The sequence below is a fragment of the Aeromonas sp. A600620 genome (assembly GCF_029479985.1).
Taxonomy (GTDB): domain Bacteria; phylum Pseudomonadota; class Gammaproteobacteria; order Enterobacterales; family Aeromonadaceae; genus Aeromonas; species Aeromonas veronii_A.
The window spans coordinates 1-22,931 of sequence record NZ_JAAKXB010000016.1; the positions used below are offsets into that span (position 1 = coordinate 1).

The following is a 22,931-nucleotide window of genomic DNA, read 5'->3' on the forward strand; positions in this document are numbered from 1 at the left end:
GAGCGGGAAACGAGACTCGAACTCGCGACCCCGACCTTGGCAAGGTCGTGCTCTACCAACTGAGCTATTCCCGCAACTACCTTAAAACAGGCCGTACAGCATTTGGTTGCTTGCGCTACTGTACGGGAGCCGAATTATAAGAGCAGTCATTCCAATTGCAAGGGCTTTTTTGTCTGGTTGCGCGCGTTCGCTCAAAAGCTGGCCGAACTGTCGATTTTAGCAGCCAGCGCATGACAAACCCTTGCCGGGGAATCAGATCTTGAAGACGTGGCTGCGATAGAACTGCAGCTCGGCGATGGATTCGCGGATGTCGTCCAGCGCCTGGTGGGTGCCGCTCTTCTTGAACTGATCCAGCAACTCCGGCTGCCAGCGGCGTACCAGCTCCTTGATGGTGCTGACGTCGACGTTGCGGTAGTGGAAGAAGGCTTCCAGATCAGCCATGTGCTTGACCATGAAGCGGCGATCCTGACCGATGCTGTTGCCGCACAGCGGGCTGGTGCGCTCCGGCACCCACTGGCGAATGAACGCGAGGGTCTCGGCAACGGCTTTCGCCTCGTCATGCTGGCTCGCCTTGACCCGGGCCACCAGACCGCTCTTGGTATGGGTGTTGACGTTCCAGTCGTCCATCTTGGCCAGCTCTTCATCACTCTGATGAATGGCGATGACCGGCCCTTCGGCCAGTACGTTCAGATCCTTGTCGGTGACTATGGTGGCAATCTCCAGTACCACGTTCTCTTCGGGGTCGAGACCCGTCATCTCCATGTCGATCCATACCAGGTTCTGCGCGCTGACTGTCATGATTGCTCTCTCTATTGGGAGGAATGGCGGAATTTTGCCAATTTGCATGTATCATACTGGCTTTGGATCTGTTCATAAACTGGCGAATCGAGTGGCAAAGAAAGCAAAACTCAATCTGGGTCAACAAAGGCGCGTCCAGGCCAACCGCGAGCGGCGGCTGCAAAAAGATCACACCACAGTGGTGGATGACACCCTGTTTGGCCCCGCCATCGAAGGGGTGGTGATCAGCCGTTTTGGTCAGCATGCAGACGTGGAAGCGGTCGATGGCACCATCCACCGCAGCAACCTGCGGCGCAGCAGCATCAGCAGTCTGGTCTGTGGCGACAAGGTAGTGTGGCGTCCCGGCCTCAATGCCGCGACAGCGGGCGTCATCGAGGCGGTGCATCCGCGCCACTCGGTACTGACCCGGCCGGACTTCTACGACGGGGTCAAACCTATCGCCGCCAACATCGACCAGATCATCATCGTCTCGGCGGTGATGCCCGAGTTCTCCACCAACATCGTCGACCGCTATCTGGTGGCCGCCGAGGATGTGGAGATCCGCCCCCTCATCGTGCTGAACAAGGTCGACATGCTCGATGATGCCGCCAGAGCGCGCATCGAGAGCCAGCTCGAAACCTATCGCAAACTCAATTACGAAGTGCTGCTGGTGAGCTGCGAGAGCGGCGAAGGGCTCGATGAGCTGAAAGCCGCACTGACCGACAAGATCAGCATCTTCGTCGGCCAGTCCGGGGTGGGCAAGTCGTCGCTCACCAACGCCCTGATGCCGGGACTGGATGTACTGACCGGCGAGATCTCCGAAAACTCGGGGCTCGGCCAGCACACCACCACCACGGCGCGGCTCTACCACTTCCCGAGCGGTGGCGATCTCATCGACTCCCCCGGGATCCGCGAGTTCGCCCTCTGGCATCTGGAAGCCGACCGCATCACCTGGTGCTTCGTCGAGTTTCGCGACTATCTGGGTGGCTGCAAGTTCCGCGACTGTACCCACAAGGACGATCCCGGCTGTGCCCTGCGCGCCGCGGTCGACGCGGGCGCTATCAGTGCCGATCGCTTCCACAACTATCACCGCATCCTGGAAACCATGCAGGAAGCCCGTCACGGTCGCCAACAGGCGCGCCTGTGACCCTAATAAACCTACGTTGATGATGAACATGAGCATTACTGACAACCTGAAAATTGCCGGTCAATACTGTCTGCCCAAGCACGCCCTCTCCCGTCTGATCGGCAAGTTTGCCGCCGCCGAAGCGGGCAACATCACCACAAGGGTGATCGAGGCTTTTATCAAGCAGTACAAGGTCGACATGAGCGAGGCGCTGCACGAGAGCCCGGCCCACTACAAGAGCTTCAACGAGTTCTTCACCCGCGAGCTCAAGCCCGGTATCCGCCCCGTGGTAGAAGATGCCATGACCCTGGCGCTGCCGGTGGATGGCACCGTCAGCCAGCTCGGTCCGATCCAGCAGGGTCGCATCATCCAAGCCAAGGGCCACGACTACAGCGCCCGCGAACTGCTGGGCGGCTATGAGGATCTGGTGGCGCCGTTCAAGGATGGCGACTTTGCCACCATCTATCTGGCGCCCAAGGATTATCACCGCATCCATATGCCGCTGGACGGCGTGCTGGAGAGCATGGTGTTCGTGCCGGGGGATCTCTTCTCCGTCAACCCGCTCACCGCCGAGAACGTGCCCAACCTGTTTGCCCGCAACGAGCGGGTGGTGGCCACCTTCCGCACCCCGCACGGCCCCATGGCGCTGGTGCTGGTCGGTGCCACTATCGTGGCCAGCATCGAGACCATCTGGGCCGGCAATATTGCGCCGACCAAAGAGAAGAAGGTGGTGCGCTGGGACTACAGCGGCGACGAGGCCATTACCCTGCAAAAAGGTGCCGAGATGGGCCTGTTCAAGCTGGGCAGCACCGTGGTCTGCCTGTTTGGCCCGGGCATGCTGGCCGGTTTCGAACCTCACTTGGCCAACGGTGTCACCACCCGCATGGGTCAGCCCTTTGCCAAGCTGGCGGAGCAGGCATGAGCGAGCAACCGAACGCCTCGCAGAAGAACAACCCGCTGCACGGGCTGACGCTGGAAGCCATCGTCACCGCGCTGGTCGAATACTACGGCTGGGAAGAGCTGGGGCAGCAGATCAATATCCGCTGCTTCACCGATAATCCCAGCATCAAGTCCAGCCTGAAGTTCTTGCGCAAGACCCCCTGGGCTCGGGAGAAGGTCGAAAGCCTCTACCTCTACGCCCAGCGCAAGCAAGCCAAATCGAAGAAGGAAGGGCAAGATGGCCTTTAAGATTACCTACACCTATAAAAAACAGGCCAAAGAGATCGGCTACGCGAACGACAAGTTCCGCAGCATCTACGACGCCATCGCGGCTGCCGAAGGGCTGGATCTCACCAGTTTTCACGCTATGGAGGCCCAACTGGCTCAGGTTTGTCGCCGTGACAAGAAGAGCGTGAAGGATTATCAGGAGAACTACTTCAAAGAGTTGGGATTCTCCAACATCGTCATCGAACGGGACAATCTCGAAGAGGATCAGGAGTAACCATGCGCACCTTGACCCTGATGGCCGCCTCTCTGCTGCTGGCGGCATGCAGTACACCGGAACAACATCTGGTTGGCAGCGATCGCGACAGCCACGGCTGTATCGGCAGTGCGGGCTATCAGTGGTCAGCACTGACTGGCAAATGTGTGCGCCTGTTTGAAGAGGGTATCCGGCTCAATCCAACCGATGCCAGCCAGACCAGCAGCGCCTTCGTGCTGTTCAACACCGACCAGACGCAAGCCGAACTGCATCTACCAAGCGGCGAGCAGCACTTGCTGACCCGTCAAGGTGCGGAGGGCAACTGGTCGTGGCAGGGCAGCGGCTACACCCTCTTCCCCTGGAAGGGCTATGTGCTCAAATCCGGTGACAAGGTGCTCTATCAGGGGGAGTAACCCGAACGCCTGATATCTTCCCGATATCCGCCAAATAAAATGCCGACCCAAGTGGTCGGCATTTTTGTATGTGAAACAGACTGTTATCAGGCGCGGCTAAGGTAATCGGCCTGCCCCACCCACTTGTAGCTGGTGAGCTCGGTCAGCCCCATGGGGCCACGGGCGTGCAGCATCTGGGTCGACACCGCCACTTCAGCGCCCAGACCAAACTGGCCGCCATCGGTGAAACGGGTCGAAGCGTTGACGTAGACCGCCGCCGAACCGGCCACGTTGACGAAACGCTCGGCGTTGGCCAGATCGTTGGTCAGGATGGCATCGGAGTGGCCGGCGTTATGCTCGCGCATATGGGCCAGCGCTTCGTTCACATCCGCCACCAGCTTGACCCCCAGGGTCAGTCCCAGCCACTCGGTATCGAAATCCTCCGGCCCCGCCTCGCACAGGTTGTCGGCACCCGCCAGCTGCGTCATGGCGTTGGCCGCGGCCACCAGCGTCACCTTGCGCTCGTTCATCAGAGCGACCAGCTGCGGCAGGAAAGTCGAAGCGACTTTCTCGTGTACCAGCAGGGTATCGAGGGCGTTGCAGGCAGAGGGGCGCTGCACCTTGGCGTTGTCGATAACCGCCAGAGAGCGCACCAGATCGGCACTCTCGTCGACGAAGATGTGGCTGATGCCGAAACCGCCGATGATGACTGGAATGGAGCTGTTCTCCTTGCACATCTTGTGCAAACCGGCACCACCGCGGGGAATGATCATGTCCACATAGCGGTCGAGACGCAGCAACTCGCCGACCAGCGCCCGATCCGGGTTGTCGATGTACTGCACCGCCGCCTCGGGCAGACCGGAGGCCGCCAAGGCATGCTGGATCACCCGCACCAGCTCCAGATTGGAGTGGAAGGTCTCACGCCCGCCACGCAGTATGCTGGCGTTGCCGGTCTTGAGGCAGAGGCTGGCGATGTCGATGGTGACGTTGGGGCGCGCCTCGTAGATGACGCCGATAACCCCGATGGGCACCCGACGACGAGAGAGCCGCAGGCCATTTTCCAGCACCCGGCTATCCATTTCAGCACCGACCGGATCATCCAGCGTGATCACCTTGCGCACATCCGCCACAATCCCGGCCAGCCGGGCCGGATTGAGTAGCAGGCGATCCAGCATCGCCTCTGACAAGCCCGCCTCACGGCCGGCGGCGATATCTTTCGCATTGGCGGCGAGGATCTGTTCACTGCGCGCCTCCAGCTCGTCGGCGATGGCGGCCAGCGCCCGGTTCTTCTGCGCCGTGCTGATGGTAGCCAGCTGATAGGCGGCTTCACGGGCCGCCTGCCCCATTTTCTCCAGACTCATCTCGGTTCCCTTTTGTTCATGCCGTGCCGCCCTGATTAGAGCAGCACCATATCGTCTCGATGGATGGCTACTGAACCATATCCATAGCCCAGTACCTGCTCAATCTGATCCGAGTGAACGCCGCGCAGCTTCTCCAGCTCCAGATGGTCGTAACGGCAGATGCCGCGGGCCAGCTCGGCGCCCTTGGGATCAAGAATGCGCACCACATCGCCCCGAATGAAATCGCCCTTGACCGCGACGATCCCCTTGGGCAGCAGGCTGGAGCCTTTCTCCTTCATGGCGGCGACAGCCCCCTGATCCACATGTACTTCGCCGTGAGGGGGCGGGCCTGCCAGGATCCAGCTCTTGCGCCCTTCCAGCGGGGACGCCAGCGCCGGGAACAGGGTGCCAATCCGCTCGCCCTTGGCGAGACGGCCGATCACCTCCGGCATCTGGCCGGTCGCGATCACCACGTTGACGCCGGCACGACGCGCCACATCGGCGGCCTGCAGCTTGGTAGCCATGCCACCGGTGCCGAGGCCGCTGACACTGTCACCCGCCAGCGAGCGCAGGGTATCGTCGATGGTCTGCACCTCTTCAATAAGCTGGGCGTCGGGATTGGTGCGCGGATCGGCAGTAAACAGCCCCTTCTGGTCGGTTAGCAGGATCAGCAGATCGGCATCCGCCAGAATGGCGGCCCGTGCGGAGAGGTTGTCGTTGTCACCTACCTTGATCTCGGCGGTCGCCACCGCATCGTTTTCGTTGATGACCGGAATAATGCGGTGATCGAGCAAGGTGCGCATGGTGTCGCGGGCGTTGAGGTAGCGCTCCCGATCTTCCAGATCGGCGCGGGTCAGCAGCATCTGGCCGATATGCAGACCGTAGAGGTTGAACAGATCCTGCCATACCCGAATAAGCTGGGTCTGACCAACCGCCGCCAGCATCTGCTTGTTGGGAAGGGTTGGCGCCAGTGGCGGGTGACCCAGATGTTCACGCCCGGCGGCGATAGCTCCTGATGTGACAACCACGACCCGATGGCCGTGACGGTGCAAGGCCGCACACTGTCTGACCAGCTCGACCATATGGGCACGATTGAGCTGGGAAGACCCCCCTGTGAGCACGCTGGTGCCCAACTTGACGACTATGGTTCTGTTTTCCATGGGAGCATAAAGGCTAAAAAATAAGGAATATCTTTATACCCACGGCCATGGGGCCCTGCAAGGCAATTCCATAAAGGGTGATGAAAGGATGGGGCAAGAGTCTCCCTGCGAGCTCGTCACAACCTCTCGCAGGGCATCAGAGGCTCAGGCAGCCGTTACACTCAACTCGTTGGTCACCTGTTCGGCAGGCACTAGCTGACACTCGAGCGAGGCCAGTTTGTCACTGATCAATTTGTAGAAACGGTTGAGGGTCCGTTCCACCTCGACCTGGTGCTTCTTGGGGATCGGCTTGTCGAGCCACTCGCCATCGGCATTGTACAATCCGAACTGGTAATGGTAGCGGAACAGATGCTCCTCCTGCTCCAGCACCAGCCACCAACCCCAGAACTCCCGCTTGTCTGGCGCCGGTTTGGCACTGACACAAACGGAAAGACTGTCGAAACGGTAACGCCCCTCTTCACAGAGATCCTCACGCAAATAGGGGCCAATGGCAGCAAACTGTCTCAGCAGTCGCTTGTAGGTCACTCTTTCAGACATGTTAACCTCCCTGTTAAACAAGCCGCGCCACCTCGGGATGGCGTCAGTCCTTCAGCGCATCAGATACATAGATGCTGTTTCAGCCACTCGACGATTTCGTCCAGCGCCTTGTCATACACCTCAAGCAAGGGCTGCTTGTCGAAGACGATGGCCTTGCCGTTACGACTGGCCGCCGCCAATGCCCGTACATCCTGCTCGGGACAGATGAAATCTCGTTTGTGTCCAATACTCAATATCGGCACAGAGGTGCGAGTCCCCAGTAATCCCTGCGTTTTCAGTGAAAATACCTGACACTTGGTACGCATGGTATCCCAATGAGCCGCATCAGCGCCCAACCGGTTGGCCAGGCTGTCCCGCATCATGCGCGGGCACTTGGCAAACAACTCCTGATTGGTAAACACCTGATTGACCCCGGCCCCGACACAGACCACGGTTTTGAGCTTGAATGGCTCGATAAAGGCCAGACGTGCCGCCACATTGCCTGCCAATCGCATACCGACCATAGCGATACGCTGATGATCGACCCAGGCCACTTCGGAGAGATAGTGCAGCACAGCCTGATGAAGGCGGCTGGTATCCTGTACCAATGGCCAATGCTCGGCATAGCCGATGCCCGGCATGTCGAGGGAGAGCATACCGATGCCGTTGGGCTCGAGTCGCTTGAGATAGAAGTTGAGGAAATCGAGCTGCAGAGAGTCGATCCCCCCGCTGATGATCACCAGAGGCACCGGTTTGTCGGTGGTCGGCAGGTGGAGATAACCCTGAATATGCTTGCCGCGAAAGGGCACCTGGATCTCTTTGAGCGGCACCTTGAACAACCGGCCCGCCTCGCGATAGGCCATATTGCCAAGCAGCTGGGCCTGATCCGCCAGTTCATCATCCTTGAGATGGGGGTAGCTGGCGATGGAATAGTAGCGCACCGCCTTGAGCAGCTGTTTCAAGGCGCCAGCTGCATCCCCCTGCTCACGCAGTTCGCGCCCAAGCTTGAAGTAGTTACCAGCCACCTGGCTCCACTCATAGATCCAGTTGCCAGGCACATAGCCCTTGATGGTATCGAGATAGCAGTCATGGGTGCGTTCACCGGTCGCCATGGCGATGCGGGCCAGAGTCTGCTCAACCTCGACCGGGTCGGCCCCCTGCCAGGCCCAGGAGGGGCGGCGCAGCAGGCGATACCAGCTCTTTGACATGGAGCCGTCGATAAACATCTCGTCTGACTCTGCTTCGGCAATGTCCGCCGGGCTGGAGTTGGAGATCTCGGAAGTTTCCAGCACCTTCTTGACCCGGGTAAACAGCTTTTCGGTCAGATTGAGGTCGTCGTTCAAGTCCAAGATTGTGTCCCATTCATATCAGGCAATAGCTCATCTTAACCACTTTTACTGCCCATCAGCCACCCTGCAACAGATTGATACACAAAAAACAGGGGCTCCATCAAGGAGCCCTGTGAAACCATTCTTGCCGCGTGCGGCCAATTGACGCTCTGAACGTCACATCCCGATCCCGTTACTTTTCGTCGCAGATCGGTGTGGCGAACTCCAGCGCCATATCCCACGGCTGTTCAATCCAGGTATCCTGCGGGATTGCCACTTCGAAATCGTCCAGCAGCGCTTCGCCCATCGGCTTGGCGAAGATCGCGATGAACTTGGCTTTCGGGTAGAGCTCGCGGATCGCCTTGGCGGTAGTGCCGGTGTCTACCAGATCTTCCACCACCAGCCAGCCTTCGCCGTCACCGGCGGTGGTGGCAGCTTTAACGACTACCAACTCGCGCTGGCTGTCGTGGTCATAGCTGGAGATGCAGAGGGTTTCCACATTACGAATGCCAAGTTCACGGGCCATCAGGGCTGCGGGCACCAGACCACCACGGCTGACCGCGATGATACCTTTCCACTGGCTGACAGGCAGCTGACGACGGGCCAGACGGCGAGCTTCACGTTGCAGGTTGTCCCACGACACATAGAACTTTTTCGGCATGTTATCGATCTCGAATAGTTATTTAAAAACAATCACTTAAAATAAAAACATCCGCAATTCTCCCTGCGGATGCCAGTAAATGGCGGCCCTTGCCCGACTGAATTCAGATTGCACTTCGGCTGCCTCAGGGCTAAGCCTCGGCAGCAAATCTGATAACAATGGAAGCAAGATGGGCTTATCCGGCGATCGGTTAGATGATGTGTCCAAACCGCGGACAGGCTGTTGGGCCGATATGATAGCACCGTTTGCAGAGAAAATGCCTGGCAAACGTATGCCAAAAACAGGAAAAATCGGCATCACCCTCTCCATTCGGCATATCTCGAGCGCCAAACGACTAACCTGCCGTCCCTGCTGCCGAGTCCAAATGAACTGTGCGGCAAATCGCAGATAAAAAAATAGCAGGGGGAGGATTTACCTCACGCACCTGCTGCTTTCTCGCCTCTGCCTGGTTGGGCAGCTCGTCTTAGCGACGAGTGACGAAGGGGTTAGGGTAGCTGAAACCCTGGGTATACAAAGAAGGGGCAAACCAATAGGTTGAGTTGCTGCCTGGCATATTGAAACTCCTGATTGCTTAACAAGTTACGTACCTTTAATGCGGGCTCAAATCCTTGAACGAACACTCGGTTCCATGGAGGCGCACTTGCTTTGCTTCGGTTCCCTGGAGGCTTTCATCGTCATCCTGACGGGTGGCGAACCACGGTAGCTAATTTACCAGTCGGTGCGTTAAATTCAATATTTTTGTGAGACCGGTCACACATTTTCTTTTCTATCGGTCAGCGTCGTCCGAACCTGACGATCGTACTGCCTGGTTGCCATCAGCCAGCACAAGCTGCCTGCGATTTGCGCTGATTGCTCACATTTTTGTGTGATTGACTGTATTATCGTTATCCTCTTCCCCGGCCCGCTGATGGGGCCCTGTTAATTCCGTGCTGGTAAGGAGTCCCGACGTGGCACAGCTTAGCTCTCTCTCTCCCAAACTGATTTGGCATTTCTTCGAACAGATCTGCTCCATCCCCCACCCTTCCAAACATGAAGCCAAACTGAGCGCCTGGATCATCCAATGGGCTCAAGGGGAAGGTCTGGCGGTCAAGCAGGACAAGGTCGGCAACATCATCATCAAGAAACCGGCCACCCCGGGGATGGAAAACCGCAAAGCCGTGGTACTGCAGGCCCACATCGACATGGTGCCGCAGGCCAACGCCGACACCAAACACGACTTCGCGACCGATCCCATCGATGCCTATGTCGATGGCGAGTGGGTCACGGCCCGCGGCACCACCCTGGGTGCCGACAACGGCATAGGTATGGCCGGTTGCCTGGCTGTGCTGGCTGACAAGACCATCAAGCACGGCCCGCTGGAAGTGCTGCTGACCACAGACGAAGAGACCGGCATGACCGGCGCCTTCGGTCTGGAAGCGGGCTGGCTGGAGGGCGAAATTCTGCTCAACACCGACTCCGAAGAGGATGGCGAGGTCTATATGGGCTGCGCTGGCGGTGTGGATGCCAATATCCGCTTCCCGCTCGAGCTGGTTGATGCTGCTGAAGGTGAAGCGTTCGAACTGGCCGTGAAAGGGCTGCGTGGCGGCCACTCCGGTTGCGATATCCATCGCGGCCGTGGCAACGCCAACAAGCTGCTGGTACGTCTGCTCAAAGCAGCCGAGCCGCTGGGTGTTCGTCTGGCCGAGATCCACGGCGGCACCCTGCGCAACGCCATCCCGCGCGAAGCCCGTGCCACCCTGCTGGTGCCTGCTGCCAGCGTGAACGAGTTCAAAGCGCTGGTTGACCGCTACACCGGGATCTACCAGACCGAACTGGCCGCCACCGAGCCAAACCTGACCGTGCTGGTCAACAGCGCCGCCAAACCGGCCAAGCTGATGAGCGTCTCCCTGCAGCAGCGCCTGCTGGATGCCCTGATGGCCTGCCCGAACGGCGTGATGCGCATGAGCGATGCCATGCCCGGCGTGACCGAAACCTCGACTAACCTGGGGGTCATCAAGACTCAGGATGGCGAAGTGTACGTCCAGTGCCTGATCCGCTCCCTGATTGACTCCGGCCGCGAGAGCATCGAGCAGATGACCCGCTCCCTGTTCACCCTGGCAGGCGCCAGCTGCGAATTCACCGGTGCCTATCCGGGTTGGGCGCCGAATGTGGACTCCCCCGTCATGGCGCTGGTACGCAACAGCTACCAGACCCTGTTTGGCACCATGCCCAACGTCATGGTGATCCACGCAGGTCTCGAGTGCGGTCTGTTCAAGAGCGCCTATCCGGAGTGGGACATGGTCTCCTTCGGCCCGACCATCCGCGGTGCCCACTCCCCTGACGAGAAGGTACATATCCCGGCGGTCGAGCGTTTCTGGCAACTGCTGGTGCACGTACTGGAAGCGATTCCGGCCAAGTAAGCCAGCCCGGATAAAACAACAAAACAAAGCCCCGCACTGCTGCGGGGCTTTTTATTGTCTGTTACAGCCAGATTTTGGCGCTTAACGGATGCCGCGGGCCTCGCGGATCCACTCCCAGGCTTGCTGGATCTCCTGGGTCTTCTCCTTGGCCATCTCCATCATCTCCGGCGGCAACCCTTTGGCGGCCAGCTTGTCCGGGTGATGTTTGCTCATCTCCTTGCGGTAGGCGCGCTTGATATCCTGATCGCTGTCGCTCTCGCTCACTCCCAGCAACTGGTAGGCATTCTTGAGCCGATCCGCAGAGGGTGCCGCCTGCCGATACTGCTGACCACCGGAATGGCCCCCCTGATACTGGCCATGAGCCTGATTGAAGAAGTTCATCTGCGCCTCGGCCATTGCCAGAATGCGAGCCAGCTCGATGCGGCTGAAGCCCAGTTCGTCGGCAATGGTGTGCAGAATGGCGCGCTCGCCCTCCTCTACCCGCCCGTCGGCAAAGGCCGCCTGCAACTGCACTTCGAGGAAGAAGCGCAGAATATCGCGCTGCCCCAGACTGGCACGGCGGAACTCGGCCAGGGTCTCACGCAGCGGAAAATCGGCCTCTTTACCGAGACGAAACGACTCCTGCGCACGGGCACGCTGTTCGCCCGCCAGCCGCATCCGATCCATCAGGTTGGAGGCAACCCGGATTTCCTGTTCGGTCACCTGACCGCTCGACTTGGCGATGTGACCCATCACCGAGAAGGTGGCGTGGAAGAAAACGGCTTGCTGCGCCTGACTAGGGCCGCGACGAAACGCCCCCTGCAGCCCCATGCCACGGTCGAAACGGTGGCCTATCCAGAGGCCAATCAGGGCGCCGATAATATTGCCGAGCAGAAAACCGAAGAAGGCGCCCAGCACCTTACCCCAAATACGCATGGTTCAAGACCTCTTGAAGTTAATGAGTGCGGGCCTGGAGCTGGTCATCCAGCTCGCGCAGTCGATCGACCGTGCCGATATCGCGCCACTCGCCAGCGAGCAGGCTGCCGCCTACCCGCCCTTGCGCCATCCAGTCACGGAGCAGGGGCGCCAGCTTGCGGGCGCCGCCCGCGAGACCGGCAAAGGCCGCCGGATCATATAGTCCGACCCCGCTGAAGGTAAACGCTGGCGTATCCATGACTCGCCCCCCTTGCAGGGCAAAGTCCCCGCTCGGGTGCTGGGGCGGATTGGGCACCAGCCAGAGGTGGGCCAGATCATCGCCAAGGGGCTGGCTGACCAGAGTGTGATAATCGAGATCGAGCCAGGTATCGCCGTTGATGACCAGAAAAGGTTCTGCGCCCAGCAGCGGCAGCGCCTGCACTATGCCGCCCGCGGTCTCCAGCGCGCTCTCCTCGGCTGACCAGTGGATGGTCACGCCAAGCGCACGGCCATCACCCAGGCTCTCAACCAGCTTGTGGCCAAGCCAGGCGTGGTTGATGACCAACTCGGTCACGCCAGCGGCTTTGAGTTTTTCGATGTGATGAACGATGAGCGGTTTTCCCCCCACCGCCAACAGTGGCTTGGGCTGCAGGTCGGTCAGCGGGCGCATCCGCTCGCCACGGCCAGCGGCCAGGATCATCGCCTTCATGGTTTTACCCCTGCATTGGCGATCCCCGGCAACACCACCTGCTCCAGCCACTGACCAAAACGGGCCAATACCGGATAGGCGCTACCGTGAGTGCGACAGACATCCACTACGTAGCCGAGGGTGCGGGGAATATCCTTGAGATAGCCGGACTTGCCGTCGCGATGATAGAGCCGGGTAAAGATTCCGGCAGCTTTGAGGTGGCGCTGCATGCCGGTCAGGTCGGCATCACGACGGAAACTGGCATAATCGAGCTCGCCAAGCAGCCCCGCCTGTTGCAGGGTGGCAAAGCCGTGGCGCATCCCTTCATCGATCACCTCGTCCGGCCAGCGCACGTAGCAATCTTTCAGCAGGGAGACCAGGTCATAGCTCAGGGGCCCGATGACCATGTCCTGAAAATCGATGATGGCCAGCCGGCTGCTCTCGGGGGTATCCCCGCCACACACCATCAGGTTGCGACTGTGGAAATCTCTATGCATCATCCCCTGCGGCTGGGCCAGATTGCAGGCGGTGAGGCAGGCAAAGGTCTCGTCCAGCAGTTGCTGCTCTTCATGGCTCAGAGTCAGTTGCAGATAATGACCCAGCAGCCACTCGGGGAAAATGCTGTTCTCCCGCGCCATAAAAGCCGCATCGAAGGGTTCAAGCGCCAGTTCAACCGCCCCCAGGCGGGGCAGCAAATCAATCGCCTTGCCATACCAGGCCAGTACGTTGTGTTCGTTCAGGCAGCTGATCAGCTGAGTATCGCCCAGGTCACTCACCGCCAGCAGACCCTGTTCGTAGTCCACCGCCTTGACCTCTGGCGCCAACAGCTGACGCGCCTGCAAGGCCGCCGCGTTACGAACAAACTCATGATTTTTTTCGGTTTTCGGATTGGCATCCACCCAAACCAGACCACCACCGCGATAGTAGCGACGGAAGCTGGCATCACCGGAAATGAGGGTCAACTGAAGATTGGCATCACCGGAAATACGGCGTGCCCACTGCAATAGCAGGGAATCGCGATCGTGCATAAGTAGAGGACCAAGGTGGAAAGCAGCACTTGGCTGTTAGCCCTGGCCGCAATAATGCTTTATCATTGCCGGCTAACATAAAGCAATGACATGCAATGTCAACTCGATGAAACCTGTCGTAAAATGCATGCCTTGGATCAACCGTATCTATCACGGATTGCACGAGTCTTTCACATGACCAAATGGACACTGGGGTACCGCTATCCCATCGCCCTGACTATCAGCCTGGCCCCCGCACTCACCCCTATGATGGTGCAGGCGGCCCCGTTCGAAGCGCCGCCAGCCACCGGCATTCTTGATAGTCTCTGCTATGACTATGTTCCCAAGATAGAAAAGCCTTCATCGGATCAGGATGCCAATGCGCAGCCGGTCGAGGTTGATGCTGACCGTCTCGAGGCCAAACAGGGCGGCACCGCCGTCTATGAAGGGGACGTCAAGGTTCGTCAGGGTGTTCGCAAGTTTGACTCCGATTATGCACAGCTCGATCAGAAGAGCCGGGATGTCATCGCCATCGGCAACATCTATTACAACGACGGTCAGGTGACCGTCACCAGCGACAAGACCCTCAAATCCAACCTGGATACCAAAAACTCCGAGCTGGAGGAGGGCAAGTATCAGGTGCATGGCTCACCGGTGCGCGGCTTTGCCAAACGCGTGGTGATGACCAACAACAACCAGAACATCACCATGGAGGGAGCCCAGTACACTACCTGCCCCCCCGGTCAGGAAGTGTGGACCCTCAAGGCGGGCAGCATCGACATCGACCAGAAAGAGGTGTTCGGCGAAGCCTGGAACGCCAGCCTCTGGCTCTATGACTACCCGGTGTTCTACTTCCCCTATATCAACTTCCCCATCAAGGATGAACGGAAGACAGGTCTGCTCTACCCGGGTTACAAACAGAGTTCCGGCAACGGCATGGAGATCACCCAGCCCTTCTACTGGAACATTGCCCCCAACTACGATGCCACCATCACCTCCCGCTTTATGGACAAACGCGGCCTGATGGAACAGGTAGAGTTTCGCTACATGCCGGACCCAGCCCATACCGGTACCCTCTATTTTGAAAGCCTCAGGGATGACAAGCAGTATGATGCTGGCAACCCGAGCTTTACCAACCCGTCGACAGGGACTCCGTACCTCTCAGATGGTCATCGTTACCTGATGAATATTCGTCACGGATCCACCCTGATGGATGGCTCCCTGCGTTTAGGCATCGACTACACCCAGGTACGGGACAAGGATTACAACTACTTTAACGACTTCAGCCCGCAAGTGGGCACCCAGGTCGACAGCCAGTTGCAGCAATCCTTTACCGCCGGTTACTACCAGCAGAACTGGAACCTCACCTCCGAGGTGCGTCGCTATCAGATCCTGAGTCCCTACGCGCTGCTGCCCCACGAGATGCTGCCACGCATCAACTACAACTACTTCCAGCAGGGGAAATGGTTCGATCTGGCCTGGAACAGCGAGCTGACCAAGTTTGGCTATGACAGCGGCAGCGCCACTGCCCAGCAGGCCGGTGAGCGTTATACCGCTACCCGTCTGCATCTGGCTCCCACCCTGACCATCCCCCTGGTCGATGCGCCGGGTTACTACCTTATAAGCCAGTACAAACTGATGTTTACCTCCTACAACCAGGAGATCCCCAAAGACCTGATTAGCCAGGATCGCAGTAAATTTACAGACGCAGATAGCCAGCAGCTGACCCTGAAAGACGGCACCATTACCCGCACCTTGCCGTCCTTCCGCCTCAAGGGGGGCGTCAACTTCGATCGTCCGGTAGACTGGTATGATGGCAAGGGCACTCAGACCCTGGAGCCTGAGTTCCAGTACCTCTATATCCCTTACAAGAATCAGGACGAAATAGGGATTTACGACTCCACCACCACCCGTCAGGACTACTACAGCCTGTTCAGCGATCGCCGCTACGCCGGTCTCGACCGCATCAGCGATGCCAACCGGGTCACCGTTGGCCTGACCAGCCGGGTCTATGACAATGTGGGGGACGAGCGGTTACGTCTGGCGGTAGCCCAGGCCTTCGAGATGACACCACCCAAGGTGCGCCTCTACCCGTCCGATCAGGAAAACACCAACGCCCGCTCCCTGCTCTCGTTCGAGGGGGATGCCCGGATCACCGATGAGTGGTTCGCCCATGCCGGCACCCAGTACGATACCTCCGAGGGGGAATTTACTGCCGGCAACGGTGCAGTCGAATACCGGACCGGCAAGCTGACCACCCAGGTCAACTACCGCTATATCCAGGACGGCAACCGGGATTATCGCTACCCGAGCAATCCTGCTCTGGCCGAAGACCTCAGCCAGGCTGGTCTGGTGATGATGGCGCCGATCGCCGATCAGTGGCAGATGTATGGCGGTTACTATCGCGATATCAAGCAGGATGTGAACATTGACCGCAAGATCGGTGTCAAATACGACTCCTGCTGCTGGAGCATCAACATGAGCCTGGAGTGGCACAACCAGCCGGACAACATCACTCTGAAGCCCACTTCGGAAAAAGTCATTGGTCTGCAGTTTGAAATGAAGGGACTTGGCAGCGTGGGTACCGGTGGCCGCAGTGTCACACTGGATACCGAGCTGTTGCCCTATGTTCGCCCGTTTAATCTGAAAGACCAGCAATGATGCTGGTCCAGCCTTGAGAGATGGATATGAAAAAGACCCTGATTGCCCTGCTGACCGCGGGAATGTTCGGCGCCATGAGCCAGGCCGCACTGGCTGCGCCCGAGCTGATGGACAAAGTGCTGGCCGTGGTCAACAAGGACGTAGTGCTGTCCAGTCAACAGGACGCACTGGTCAACAAGGTAAAACTCTCCGCCCAGGAGAGCGGCCAGTCTCTGCCTGACGATGCCACTCTGCGCAAACAGGCACTCGACCGTCTGATCCAGGAGAGCCTGCAGTTGCAACTGGCGGATCGCCAGGGGCTGAAGATCAGTGATACCCAGCTGGAACAGGCTATTCAGGGCATCGCCGCCGACAACAAGATGACCCTGGATCAGCTGCGCGCCCAGCTCGCCCGTGAAGGGATGACCTATGCCCAGTATCGGGAAGAGGTTCGCCGCGAGATCCTGATGAACGAGGTGCGCCGCAATCAGGTGCGCCGCCGTATCAACATCTCCGAGCAGGAGGTGAAGCAGGTGGTGGAGATCCTGAAGAAACAGGGTCAACAGCAGAACGAATACCACGTCGGCCATATCCAGATTGCCCTGCCGGACAACCCCACCGCCGCCCAGCTGGATGCCGCCAAGAGCAAGATCGAGCACATTCTGGCCGCCCTCAAGCAGGGTGCCGACTTCCGCAAACTGGCCATTGCCGAGAGTAACGGCCCCAAGGCGCTGGAAGGGGGTGACTGGGGCTGGATGAGCCCGCAAGAGATGCCGACCCTGATGGCCGAAGCGGTACAGGGTACCAAGAAGGGCGATATCGTGGGCCCGCTGCGCTCCGGCGCCGGTCTGCACATCGTCAAGGTGTTCGACACCAAGGGTCAGCAGCAAGTGATGCAGACCGAGGTGAAGGCCCGTCACATCCTGATCAAGCCCTCCATCATCCTGAGCGAAGAGAAAGCCAAGGGGATGCTGGACGGCATTCTGCACGACATCAAGAGCGGCAAGGCAAGCTTCGCCAGCATGGCGGAGAAGTATTCCGAAGATCCGGGCTCTGCGGTGCAGGGTGGCGAACTGGGCTGGTCTGATCCCAACGTCTATGTACCAGAGTTTCGCGACATGGTTAACCGACTGCAACCAGGCCAGATCAGCGCCCCCTTCCGCACCAGCCACGGCTGGCACATCGTCCAAGTGGAAGATCGTCGCAGCCAGGATGCCACTGACAAGGCTCTGGAACAGCGTGCCTATCAGCTGATCTACAATCGCCGCTTCGTGGAAGAGTCCCAGGCCTGGTTGGACGAGCTGCGTGATGAGGCTTACATCCGTGTCGAAGGATCTGCGAGCTGATGAGCTGCCGTCGCCTTGCCGTTACCCCGGGCGAACCGGCCGGGATCGGCCCGGATCTGGTGCTGCAGATTGCCCAGCAGGATTGGCCCCACCAGTTGGTGGTGATCGCCGATCCGGCGCTGCTGCGCGAGCGGGCAACCCTGCAGGGGCTCAGCATCGAGCTTGAGCCCTATGACGCAACCGCCCCTGCTCATCCGCAGCGGGCGGGCACCCTGACCGTCTGTCCGGTCACCCTCGGCGCCCCCGTGGTGCCGGGCGAGCTGAACGAAGGCAATGGCGCCTATGTGCTAGCGACCCTGCAGCGTGCCTGCGATGGCAACATGAGCGGCGAATTTGCCGCCGTGGTGACCGGGCCGGTGCACAAGGGGATCATCAACCAGGCCGGGGTCTCGTTCAGCGGCCACACCGAGTTCTTTGCCCAACAATCCAACACTGCCGATGTGGTAATGATGCTGGCAACCGAGGGGCTGCGGGTCGCACTGGCGACTACCCATATTCCGCTGGCCTATGTAGCGATGGCCATCACCGAAGATCGCCTCGGCAAGGTGATCCGGATCCTCAACGAGGATCTCGCCACCAAGTTTGGTATCGCCAAACCCCGTATTTACGTCTGCGGCCTCAACCCCCACGCCGGGGAAGGTGGCCATCTCGGACGTGAAGAGATTGACGTGATCGAACCCGCCCTGGTCACCCTGCGCCAGGAAGGGATCGATCTGGTCGGCCCATTGCCGGCCGACACCCTGTTCCAGGAGAAATACCTCAAGGATGCGGATGCGGTACTCGCCATGTACCACGACCAGGGGCTGCCTGTGCTCAAATACAAGGGCTTCGGCAGTTCGGTCAATATCACCCTGGGGCTTCCCTTCATCCGCACTTCGGTGGATCACGGCACCGCGCTGGATCTGGCAGGCAAGGGCCTGGCCGATCCGGGCAGCCTTGTCACCGCGATTAACCACGCCATCAAGATGGTAGAGAAAAAAAGATATGAGCAGTAAGGTGCACATGGGCCACACGGCCCGTAAGCGTTTCGGTCAGAACTTCTTGCACGACCGGTATGTGATCGATCAGATCGTCGCCGCCATCAACCCGCAGCCGGGTCAGAATCTGGTGGAGATCGGTCCGGGTCTGGCCGCGCTGACCGAGCCAGTCGCCGCCCAGATGGACAAAATGACCGTGGTCGAGCTTGACCGGGACCTGGCAGCTCGCCTGCGCGAGCACCCGACCCTCAAAGACAAGTTGACCGTCATCGAAGCGGATGCCATGCGTTTCGACTTCGGCACCCTGATGGGTGAAGGCAAGGGGCCGCTGCGCATCTTCGGCAACCTGCCCTACAACATCTCCACCCCGCTCATCTTCCACCTGTGCGAGTTCGCTGATCGGGTAGAGGACATGCACTTCATGCTGCAAAAGGAAGTGGTGTTGCGTCTGGCCGCAGGCCCGGGCAGCAAGGCTTATGGCCGCCTGAGCGTGATGACCCAGTACTACTGCCAGGTGGTGCCGGTACTGGAAGTGGGCCCGGGCGCCTTCAAACCGGCGCCAAAGGTGGACTCGGCCGTAGTTCGCCTGATCCCGCACAAGAATCCGACCATAGTCGCGAAAGACATTCGCTGTCTGAATCGCGTCTGTACCGAGGGCTTTGGCCAGCGTCGCAAGACCATCCGCAACAGCTTCTCCAACTTCATCACCGACGCCCAGCTGACCGAGCTTGGTATCGATGGCAACCTGCGCCCGGAGAATCTCTCCCTCGAGCAGTTTGTCATGATCGCCAACTGGCTGGCGGATCAGCAACAGGCCTGATCCTGTGGCACTCCCGCACATCGAGATCCGCCCATACCCCCTGTATGTGGCGGGATCCAAAGACCCTTACCAGTTTCACTATCTGATCGAGATTGAGAATCTGGGGCCCGGCCCAGTGCAACTGCTGCACCGGCGCTGGCTCATCACCGATGCCAATGGCAAGATGCTGGAAGTGGCAGGCCCAGGCGTGGTCGGGGAGCAACCCGTCATTGCCGAAGGGGAAACCTACCGCTACCAGAGCGGCGTGCCGCTGGCGACCCCGCTCGGGGTGATGGAAGGGAGCTATACCCTGCAAGATGGCTCTGGTCAGCAGTTCGAGGCGCCTATCGCCCCCTTCACGCTGGCCATCCCCAATATTATCAACTGAGGTTTCATGGCGAACTGTTTTGTCGGTGACATCCAGGGCTGTTACGACGACTTGCGCCGTCTGCTGGATCTTGCCGCGTTCGATCCCGACCAAGACGTGCTCTGGCTCTGCGGCGATCTGGTCGCCCGCGGCCCGGACTCCCTCAATACCCTGCGTTTTGTCAAAGGGCTGGGCAACCGCGCCGTCACCGTGCTCGGCAACCACGACCTGCACCTGCTGGCGGTCGCCAATGGCGTTGCCCCACTCAAGAAGAAGGACAAGCTGCAGAGCCTGATGGATGCGCCGGATCGGGATGAACTGCTGGAGTGGCTGCGCCACCGCCCGCTGCTGGCGGAGCATCCGGATCTGCCCATCATGATGGTGCATGCCGGTATCTCCCCGGCGTGGGATGCCCGCACCGCCCGCAACTGTGCCCGCGAGGTAGAGAGCCTGTTGCGCGGCGATCAGTACCAGTGGCTGCTGCACAACATGTATGGCGACCAACCCGATGGCTGGAAAGATGATCTGGTCGGGATTGACCGCTACCGCTACATCATCAACACCTTCACCCGGATGCGCTTCTGCTACTTTGATGGCCGGCTCGACTTCAAATGCAAGAAGGGGCCCAAGGAGTCGACCCCGGGGCTGCGCCCCTGGTTCGAGCAGCGTGAACACCATGTGGATGACCCCATTCTGGTGTTCGGCCACTGGGCAGCCCTGATGGGCAACACCGGAAAAAGCGATATCAAGGGTCTGGATACCGGCTGCGTCTGGGGCAACAGCCTCACCCTGTGGCGCTACGAGGATGATGCTCTGATCGCCACCCCCTGCCCGGTTCACGCCAGCTAGGGAGTACGCAGCAATCAGGCGGTCGCAGTTGCACCGATTGCCACAACCCGCTCCAATAACAAAGCCCGGCAATCTGCCGGGCTTACTATTTTGTGTGCCCTGTTTTCCGGCGAATGAAGTTACAACTTGCGCCCCAGCCGCTTCTCGATCTGGCGCCGCTCCCACTCCGGGCCAAACAGTTTGAAAGGCTCGAATATCCGAATGGCATGGGACGCCAGTCCCAATCCCCACCCCAGTGCCGGCCACCAGGCCCAGATATACCCCGGGTTGCTCAGATAGTTGATGACAAACAACCCGCCAATCACCAGCAGATAGCTGGCGACATGGTGATAGAAGCCCTTGAGCCCCTCCACATAGCGCATTGCCGCCCGCTCCTCTGCCGATACCTGGACCGCATCCTGACCCATAGTGTCACTTCCTCTCATCTCGCGCTCCTGTTGCTCTGATCCATCCAGTTGAGCCACATCGAGTTCAAAGACGGCGGCCAGGGCCTTGAGAGATTCCAGTCCGGGTTGCTGCCCCTGCTCGATCCGCTGGATAGTGCGGACACTCAAACCAGTCAACGTTGCCAACTGATCCTGAGACCAACCCCGTTGCAATCTCAACTTCCTGACGATCATCTCGAACTCCTTGTGGTAATTGACAGGGCCAGCATAGGGCTTGCGCCGCGAAAGGTGACACGACAGATAGCCGACATACATCTGACAGTCCTTTAAAATCAGATGGTTAAGATTTTGATCTTGTCAGTCAGCCGCTCGTTCCCCCAGATATTGCACAAACCGTAACAGATAACCATCGGGATCCTGCAGCAAAAATTCGCGCTGCCCGGCCAGCATCTCGCCCACTGGATACCAGACTTCAGTGGGCTGCCGGAAAAGTGCAATCCCGGCGGCCTGCAAGCGGTCGAGTAGCGGCTGGATCTCGGTCAGCTCCATCTGCAGATTGATCCCCCGACCGAACGGTGGCTCCAGCGCCCCGACCTGCCAACCCGCCGGATGTACCTGCTCCAGCATCAGCTGTATCTGTTGCTGCTCAAGATAAGCAAAAGGAGGGTCATCGCGCCGATAGCGGACCGAGAAGCCCAACAAACCGGTATAGAAAACCAGAGATCGAGCCAGATCGGTAACCGACAGCTCCGGTACCATGGGATTCCAATACGGCCCATCCACCGCGACAGTAGGGTTCGTCATGGCTTACAGGCTCTGCATCAGCTCGGCGGCAATTTCAAAGGAGCGCAGCCGGGCCTGATGATCGACGATGGGGCCATTGAACATCAGCTCATCGGCACGGGTTTCCGCCAGCAGCGCCTTGAGGCCATGGCGGATCTGCTCCGGATCGCCCACTAGCGAGCGAGCCAGGGTCTGCTCCATCGCCATCAGCTCCCGGGGTGCCCACTCGTCGCCAAGCTGGACGACCGGCGCGGGCAGCTTGCCCGCATCACCGCGATGAAGGCGCAAGAACTGCTGCTGCACGGTAGTGAACTGGAAACGGGCCTCCCGCTCGCTGTCGGCGGCGATCATGTTGATGCAGACCACCGCATGGGGCTTGGGCCAGCGCGCAGAGGGACGATACTGGCTGCGGTAGATTTCCAGCGCCTGCAGCAACATGGCGGGCGCGAAATGGGAGGCAAACCCGAACGGCAAGCCCATCGCAGCTGCAAGTTGCGCGCTGTAGAGGCTGGAGCCCAGCAGCCAGATGGGTAGATGCAGCCCCTGGCCGGGCACCGCCTGCACCGCGCCGATCTCGTCGCCAAAGTAGCTCATCAGCTCGCGCACATCGGCCGGAAAATCATCCACCTCGCTGCTGCGCATTCGCCGCAGCGCCCGCATGGTGCGCTGGTCGGTCCCGGGGGCGCGACCAAGGCCCAAATCGATGCGGTCGGGATAGAGAGAAGCCAAAGTGCCAAACTGCTCGGCAATCACCAGTGGCGAGTGGTTCGGCAGCATGATGCCACCCGCCCCGATCCGCAGAGTTGTGGTGGCTTCGGCCAGATGGCCGATCAGCACCGAGGTGGCGGCACTGGCAATGCCCGGCATGTTGTGGTGTTCGGCCAGCCAGTAGCGCTGGTAACCCCAGCCCTCGGCATGGCGGGCTAGATCCCGCGAACGGCGAAATGACTCGGCAGGTACGGAACCTTCGGCAACAGGCACCAGATCGAGCACGGAATAGGGGATGGCAGGCATGAGTCACTCCATGGATTTACAGACCAGTAACAAGTGAGGCAATGTAGCACGGGATACCTGAA

The 22,931-nt window shown here is 59.5% G+C and carries 24 protein-coding genes and 1 tRNA gene; 12 read left to right on the plus strand and 13 right to left on the minus strand.

Annotation, left to right across the window (positions count from 1 at the left end):
• Window position 1: 1 nt before the first annotated feature.
• Window positions 2-74 (minus strand) — tRNA-Gly (locus tag G5533_RS17325).
• A gap of 178 nt (window positions 75-252) precedes the next feature.
• Window positions 253-798 carry an oligoribonuclease gene (gene orn, locus G5533_RS17330; RefSeq protein ID WP_101531078.1) on the minus strand — a complete coding sequence of 182 codons (546 nt, stop codon included), beginning with the start codon at window positions 796-798 and terminating at the stop codon, window positions 253-255.
• 91 nt (window positions 799-889) lie between these two features.
• Here orn and rsgA point away from each other — a divergent pair, with 91 nt between their 5' ends.
• The 5 genes from rsgA to G5533_RS17355 are packed head-to-tail and all read left to right on the plus strand — an operon-like array spanning window position 890 to window position 3,736.
• Window positions 890-1,924 (plus strand): small ribosomal subunit biogenesis GTPase RsgA, encoded by a 1,035-nt coding sequence (rsgA, locus tag G5533_RS17335; RefSeq protein ID WP_041202348.1) that lies wholly within the window; start codon window positions 890-892, stop codon window positions 1,922-1,924.
• Window positions 1,925-1,952: 28 nt separating this feature from the next.
• A complete protein-coding gene (asd, locus tag G5533_RS17340; RefSeq protein WP_043822943.1) occupies window positions 1,953-2,825 on the plus strand; it encodes an archaetidylserine decarboxylase in 873 nt (290 codons plus the stop codon).
• Entirely contained in the window at window positions 2,822-3,091 is a 270-nt protein-coding gene (locus G5533_RS17345; RefSeq protein WP_374884553.1) for a VF530 family DNA-binding protein, read from the plus strand. The genes asd and G5533_RS17345 overlap by 4 nt, the downstream gene beginning before the upstream one ends.
• On the plus strand, window positions 3,081-3,344 hold the full coding sequence (locus G5533_RS17350; RefSeq protein ID WP_441255137.1) for a DUF2960 domain-containing protein: 264 nt from the start codon (window positions 3,081-3,083) through the stop codon (window positions 3,342-3,344). The genes G5533_RS17345 and G5533_RS17350 overlap by 11 nt, the downstream gene beginning before the upstream one ends.
• A gap of 2 nt (window positions 3,345-3,346) precedes the next feature.
• Complete coding sequence (locus G5533_RS17355) at window positions 3,347-3,736, plus strand: hypothetical protein (protein ID WP_441255138.1); 390 nt, start codon at window positions 3,347-3,349, stop codon at window positions 3,734-3,736.
• A gap of 86 nt (window positions 3,737-3,822) precedes the next feature.
• Here G5533_RS17355 and G5533_RS17360 read toward each other — a convergent pair whose 3' ends face one another.
• The 5 genes from G5533_RS17360 to gpt all read right to left on the minus strand — a co-directional run bounded on the left by G5533_RS17360 (window position 3,823) and on the right by gpt (window position 8,720).
• The gene (locus G5533_RS17360; RefSeq protein WP_441255164.1) at window positions 3,823-5,112 is read right to left on the minus strand and encodes a glutamate-5-semialdehyde dehydrogenase; all 1,290 of its coding nucleotides are present in this window, start codon (window positions 5,110-5,112) and stop codon (window positions 3,823-3,825) included.
• A complete protein-coding gene (proB, locus tag G5533_RS17365) occupies window positions 5,112-6,215 on the minus strand; it encodes a glutamate 5-kinase (RefSeq protein WP_005358365.1) in 1,104 nt (367 codons plus the stop codon). The genes G5533_RS17360 and proB overlap by 1 nt, the downstream gene beginning before the upstream one ends.
• Before the next feature lie 144 nt (window positions 6,216-6,359).
• Entirely contained in the window at window positions 6,360-6,752 is a 393-nt protein-coding gene (gene crl, locus G5533_RS17370) for a sigma factor-binding protein Crl (protein WP_441255139.1), read from the minus strand.
• A gap of 59 nt (window positions 6,753-6,811) precedes the next feature.
• Window positions 6,812-8,080, minus strand: coding sequence for an esterase FrsA (frsA, locus tag G5533_RS17375; RefSeq protein WP_216952943.1), 1,269 nt, complete (start codon window positions 8,078-8,080; stop codon window positions 6,812-6,814).
• 172 nt (window positions 8,081-8,252) lie between these two features.
• Window positions 8,253-8,720 carry a xanthine phosphoribosyltransferase gene (gene gpt, locus G5533_RS17380; protein WP_005339007.1) on the minus strand — a complete coding sequence of 156 codons (468 nt, stop codon included), beginning with the start codon at window positions 8,718-8,720 and terminating at the stop codon, window positions 8,253-8,255.
• Between the two features lie 947 nt (window positions 8,721-9,667).
• On the opposite strand from gpt, the gene G5533_RS17385 reads away from it, so the two are divergent.
• Window positions 9,668-11,119, plus strand: coding sequence for an aminoacyl-histidine dipeptidase (locus tag G5533_RS17385; protein ID WP_124930147.1), 1,452 nt, complete (start codon window positions 9,668-9,670; stop codon window positions 11,117-11,119).
• An 81-nt stretch (window positions 11,120-11,200) separates the two neighbouring features.
• Here the strand turns inward: G5533_RS17385 and djlA are convergent, their stop codons facing one another.
• From djlA to G5533_RS17400, 3 genes are read right to left on the minus strand one after another with little or no spacing between them, the layout of a single operon-like run.
• Window positions 11,201-12,034, minus strand: coding sequence for a co-chaperone DjlA (gene djlA, locus G5533_RS17390; RefSeq protein WP_120414852.1), 834 nt, complete (start codon window positions 12,032-12,034; stop codon window positions 11,201-11,203).
• 19 nt (window positions 12,035-12,053) lie between these two features.
• Window positions 12,054-12,722 carry an N-acetylmuramate alpha-1-phosphate uridylyltransferase MurU gene (gene murU, locus G5533_RS17395; protein ID WP_441255140.1) on the minus strand — a complete coding sequence of 223 codons (669 nt, stop codon included), beginning with the start codon at window positions 12,720-12,722 and terminating at the stop codon, window positions 12,054-12,056.
• Complete coding sequence (locus tag G5533_RS17400; protein WP_441255141.1) at window positions 12,719-13,729, minus strand: aminoglycoside phosphotransferase family protein; 1,011 nt, start codon at window positions 13,727-13,729, stop codon at window positions 12,719-12,721. The genes murU and G5533_RS17400 overlap by 4 nt, the downstream gene beginning before the upstream one ends.
• Before the next feature lie 174 nt (window positions 13,730-13,903).
• On the opposite strand from G5533_RS17400, the gene lptD reads away from it, so the two are divergent.
• The 6 genes from lptD to G5533_RS17430 are packed head-to-tail and all read left to right on the plus strand — an operon-like array spanning window position 13,904 to window position 20,686.
• Window positions 13,904-16,369, plus strand: a complete 2,466-nt coding sequence (gene lptD, locus G5533_RS17405) for an LPS assembly protein LptD (RefSeq protein ID WP_227341998.1) — start codon at window positions 13,904-13,906, stop codon at window positions 16,367-16,369.
• Between the two features lie 26 nt (window positions 16,370-16,395).
• Window positions 16,396-17,694, plus strand: coding sequence for a peptidylprolyl isomerase SurA (surA, locus tag G5533_RS17410; RefSeq protein WP_266135378.1), 1,299 nt, complete (start codon window positions 16,396-16,398; stop codon window positions 17,692-17,694).
• The gene (gene pdxA, locus G5533_RS17415; protein WP_227341997.1) at window positions 17,694-18,689 is read left to right on the plus strand and encodes a 4-hydroxythreonine-4-phosphate dehydrogenase PdxA; all 996 of its coding nucleotides are present in this window, start codon (window positions 17,694-17,696) and stop codon (window positions 18,687-18,689) included. Before surA ends, pdxA begins: the two co-directional genes overlap by 1 nt.
• Window positions 18,679-19,491, plus strand: a complete 813-nt coding sequence (gene rsmA / locus G5533_RS17420) for a 16S rRNA (adenine(1518)-N(6)/adenine(1519)-N(6))-dimethyltransferase RsmA (RefSeq protein ID WP_005339016.1) — start codon at window positions 18,679-18,681, stop codon at window positions 19,489-19,491. The genes pdxA and rsmA overlap by 11 nt, the downstream gene beginning before the upstream one ends.
• Window positions 19,492-19,495: 4 nt before the next feature.
• Complete coding sequence (gene apaG, locus G5533_RS17425) at window positions 19,496-19,858, plus strand: Co2+/Mg2+ efflux protein ApaG (protein ID WP_201987518.1); 363 nt, start codon at window positions 19,496-19,498, stop codon at window positions 19,856-19,858.
• Window positions 19,859-19,864: 6 nt separating this feature from the next.
• Complete coding sequence (locus tag G5533_RS17430; RefSeq protein WP_201987516.1) at window positions 19,865-20,686, plus strand: symmetrical bis(5'-nucleosyl)-tetraphosphatase; 822 nt, start codon at window positions 19,865-19,867, stop codon at window positions 20,684-20,686.
• A gap of 119 nt (window positions 20,687-20,805) precedes the next feature.
• On the opposite strand, the gene G5533_RS17435 is transcribed toward G5533_RS17430, so the two are convergent.
• The 3 genes from G5533_RS17435 to G5533_RS17445 form a co-directional block, all read right to left on the minus strand.
• Window positions 20,806-21,306 (minus strand): 2TM domain-containing protein, encoded by a 501-nt coding sequence (locus G5533_RS17435; RefSeq protein WP_421251597.1) that lies wholly within the window; start codon window positions 21,304-21,306, stop codon window positions 20,806-20,808.
• A 123-nt stretch (window positions 21,307-21,429) separates the two neighbouring features.
• Window positions 21,430-21,876 (minus strand): bleomycin resistance protein, encoded by a 447-nt coding sequence (locus G5533_RS17440; protein WP_335844178.1) that lies wholly within the window; start codon window positions 21,874-21,876, stop codon window positions 21,430-21,432.
• Window positions 21,877-21,879: 3 nt separating this feature from the next.
• The gene (locus G5533_RS17445) at window positions 21,880-22,869 is read right to left on the minus strand and encodes a luciferase-like monooxygenase (protein WP_421206018.1); all 990 of its coding nucleotides are present in this window, start codon (window positions 22,867-22,869) and stop codon (window positions 21,880-21,882) included.
• Between the last annotated feature and the right edge of the window lie 62 nt (window positions 22,870-22,931).

Coding starts and splice junctions, on each gene's coding strand:
- G5533_RS17430 (WP_201987516.1), top strand. CDS start 19,865: ATGGCGAACTGTTTTGTCGGTGACATCCAGGGCTGTTACGACGACTTG.
- murU (WP_441255140.1), bottom strand. CDS start 12,722: ATGAAGGCGATGATCCTGGCCGCTGGCCGTGGCGAGCGGATGCGCCCG.
- G5533_RS17440 (WP_335844178.1), bottom strand. CDS start 21,876: ATGACGAACCCTACTGTCGCGGTGGATGGGCCGTATTGGAATCCCATG.
- G5533_RS17435 (WP_421251597.1), bottom strand. CDS start 21,306: ATGATCGTCAGGAAGTTGAGATTGCAACGGGGTTGGTCTCAGGATCAG.
- proB (WP_005358365.1), bottom strand. CDS start 6,215: ATGGAAAACAGAACCATAGTCGTCAAGTTGGGCACCAGCGTGCTCACA.
- lptD (WP_227341998.1), top strand. CDS start 13,904: ATGACCAAATGGACACTGGGGTACCGCTATCCCATCGCCCTGACTATC.
- crl (WP_441255139.1), bottom strand. CDS start 6,752: ATGTCTGAAAGAGTGACCTACAAGCGACTGCTGAGACAGTTTGCTGCC.
- gpt (WP_005339007.1), bottom strand. CDS start 8,720: ATGCCGAAAAAGTTCTATGTGTCGTGGGACAACCTGCAACGTGAAGCT.
- asd (WP_043822943.1), top strand. CDS start 1,953: ATGAGCATTACTGACAACCTGAAAATTGCCGGTCAATACTGTCTGCCC.
- orn (WP_101531078.1), bottom strand. CDS start 798: ATGACAGTCAGCGCGCAGAACCTGGTATGGATCGACATGGAGATGACG.
- G5533_RS17350 (WP_441255137.1), top strand. CDS start 3,081: ATGGCCTTTAAGATTACCTACACCTATAAAAAACAGGCCAAAGAGATC.
- rsmA (WP_005339016.1), top strand. CDS start 18,679: ATGAGCAGTAAGGTGCACATGGGCCACACGGCCCGTAAGCGTTTCGGT.
- djlA (WP_120414852.1), bottom strand. CDS start 12,034: ATGCGTATTTGGGGTAAGGTGCTGGGCGCCTTCTTCGGTTTTCTGCTC.
- G5533_RS17445 (WP_421206018.1), bottom strand. CDS start 22,869: ATGCCTGCCATCCCCTATTCCGTGCTCGATCTGGTGCCTGTTGCCGAA.
- G5533_RS17400 (WP_441255141.1), bottom strand. CDS start 13,729: ATGCACGATCGCGATTCCCTGCTATTGCAGTGGGCACGCCGTATTTCC.
- G5533_RS17345 (WP_374884553.1), top strand. CDS start 2,822: ATGAGCGAGCAACCGAACGCCTCGCAGAAGAACAACCCGCTGCACGGG.
- G5533_RS17355 (WP_441255138.1), top strand. CDS start 3,347: ATGCGCACCTTGACCCTGATGGCCGCCTCTCTGCTGCTGGCGGCATGC.
- surA (WP_266135378.1), top strand. CDS start 16,396: ATGAAAAAGACCCTGATTGCCCTGCTGACCGCGGGAATGTTCGGCGCC.
- pdxA (WP_227341997.1), top strand. CDS start 17,694: ATGAGCTGCCGTCGCCTTGCCGTTACCCCGGGCGAACCGGCCGGGATC.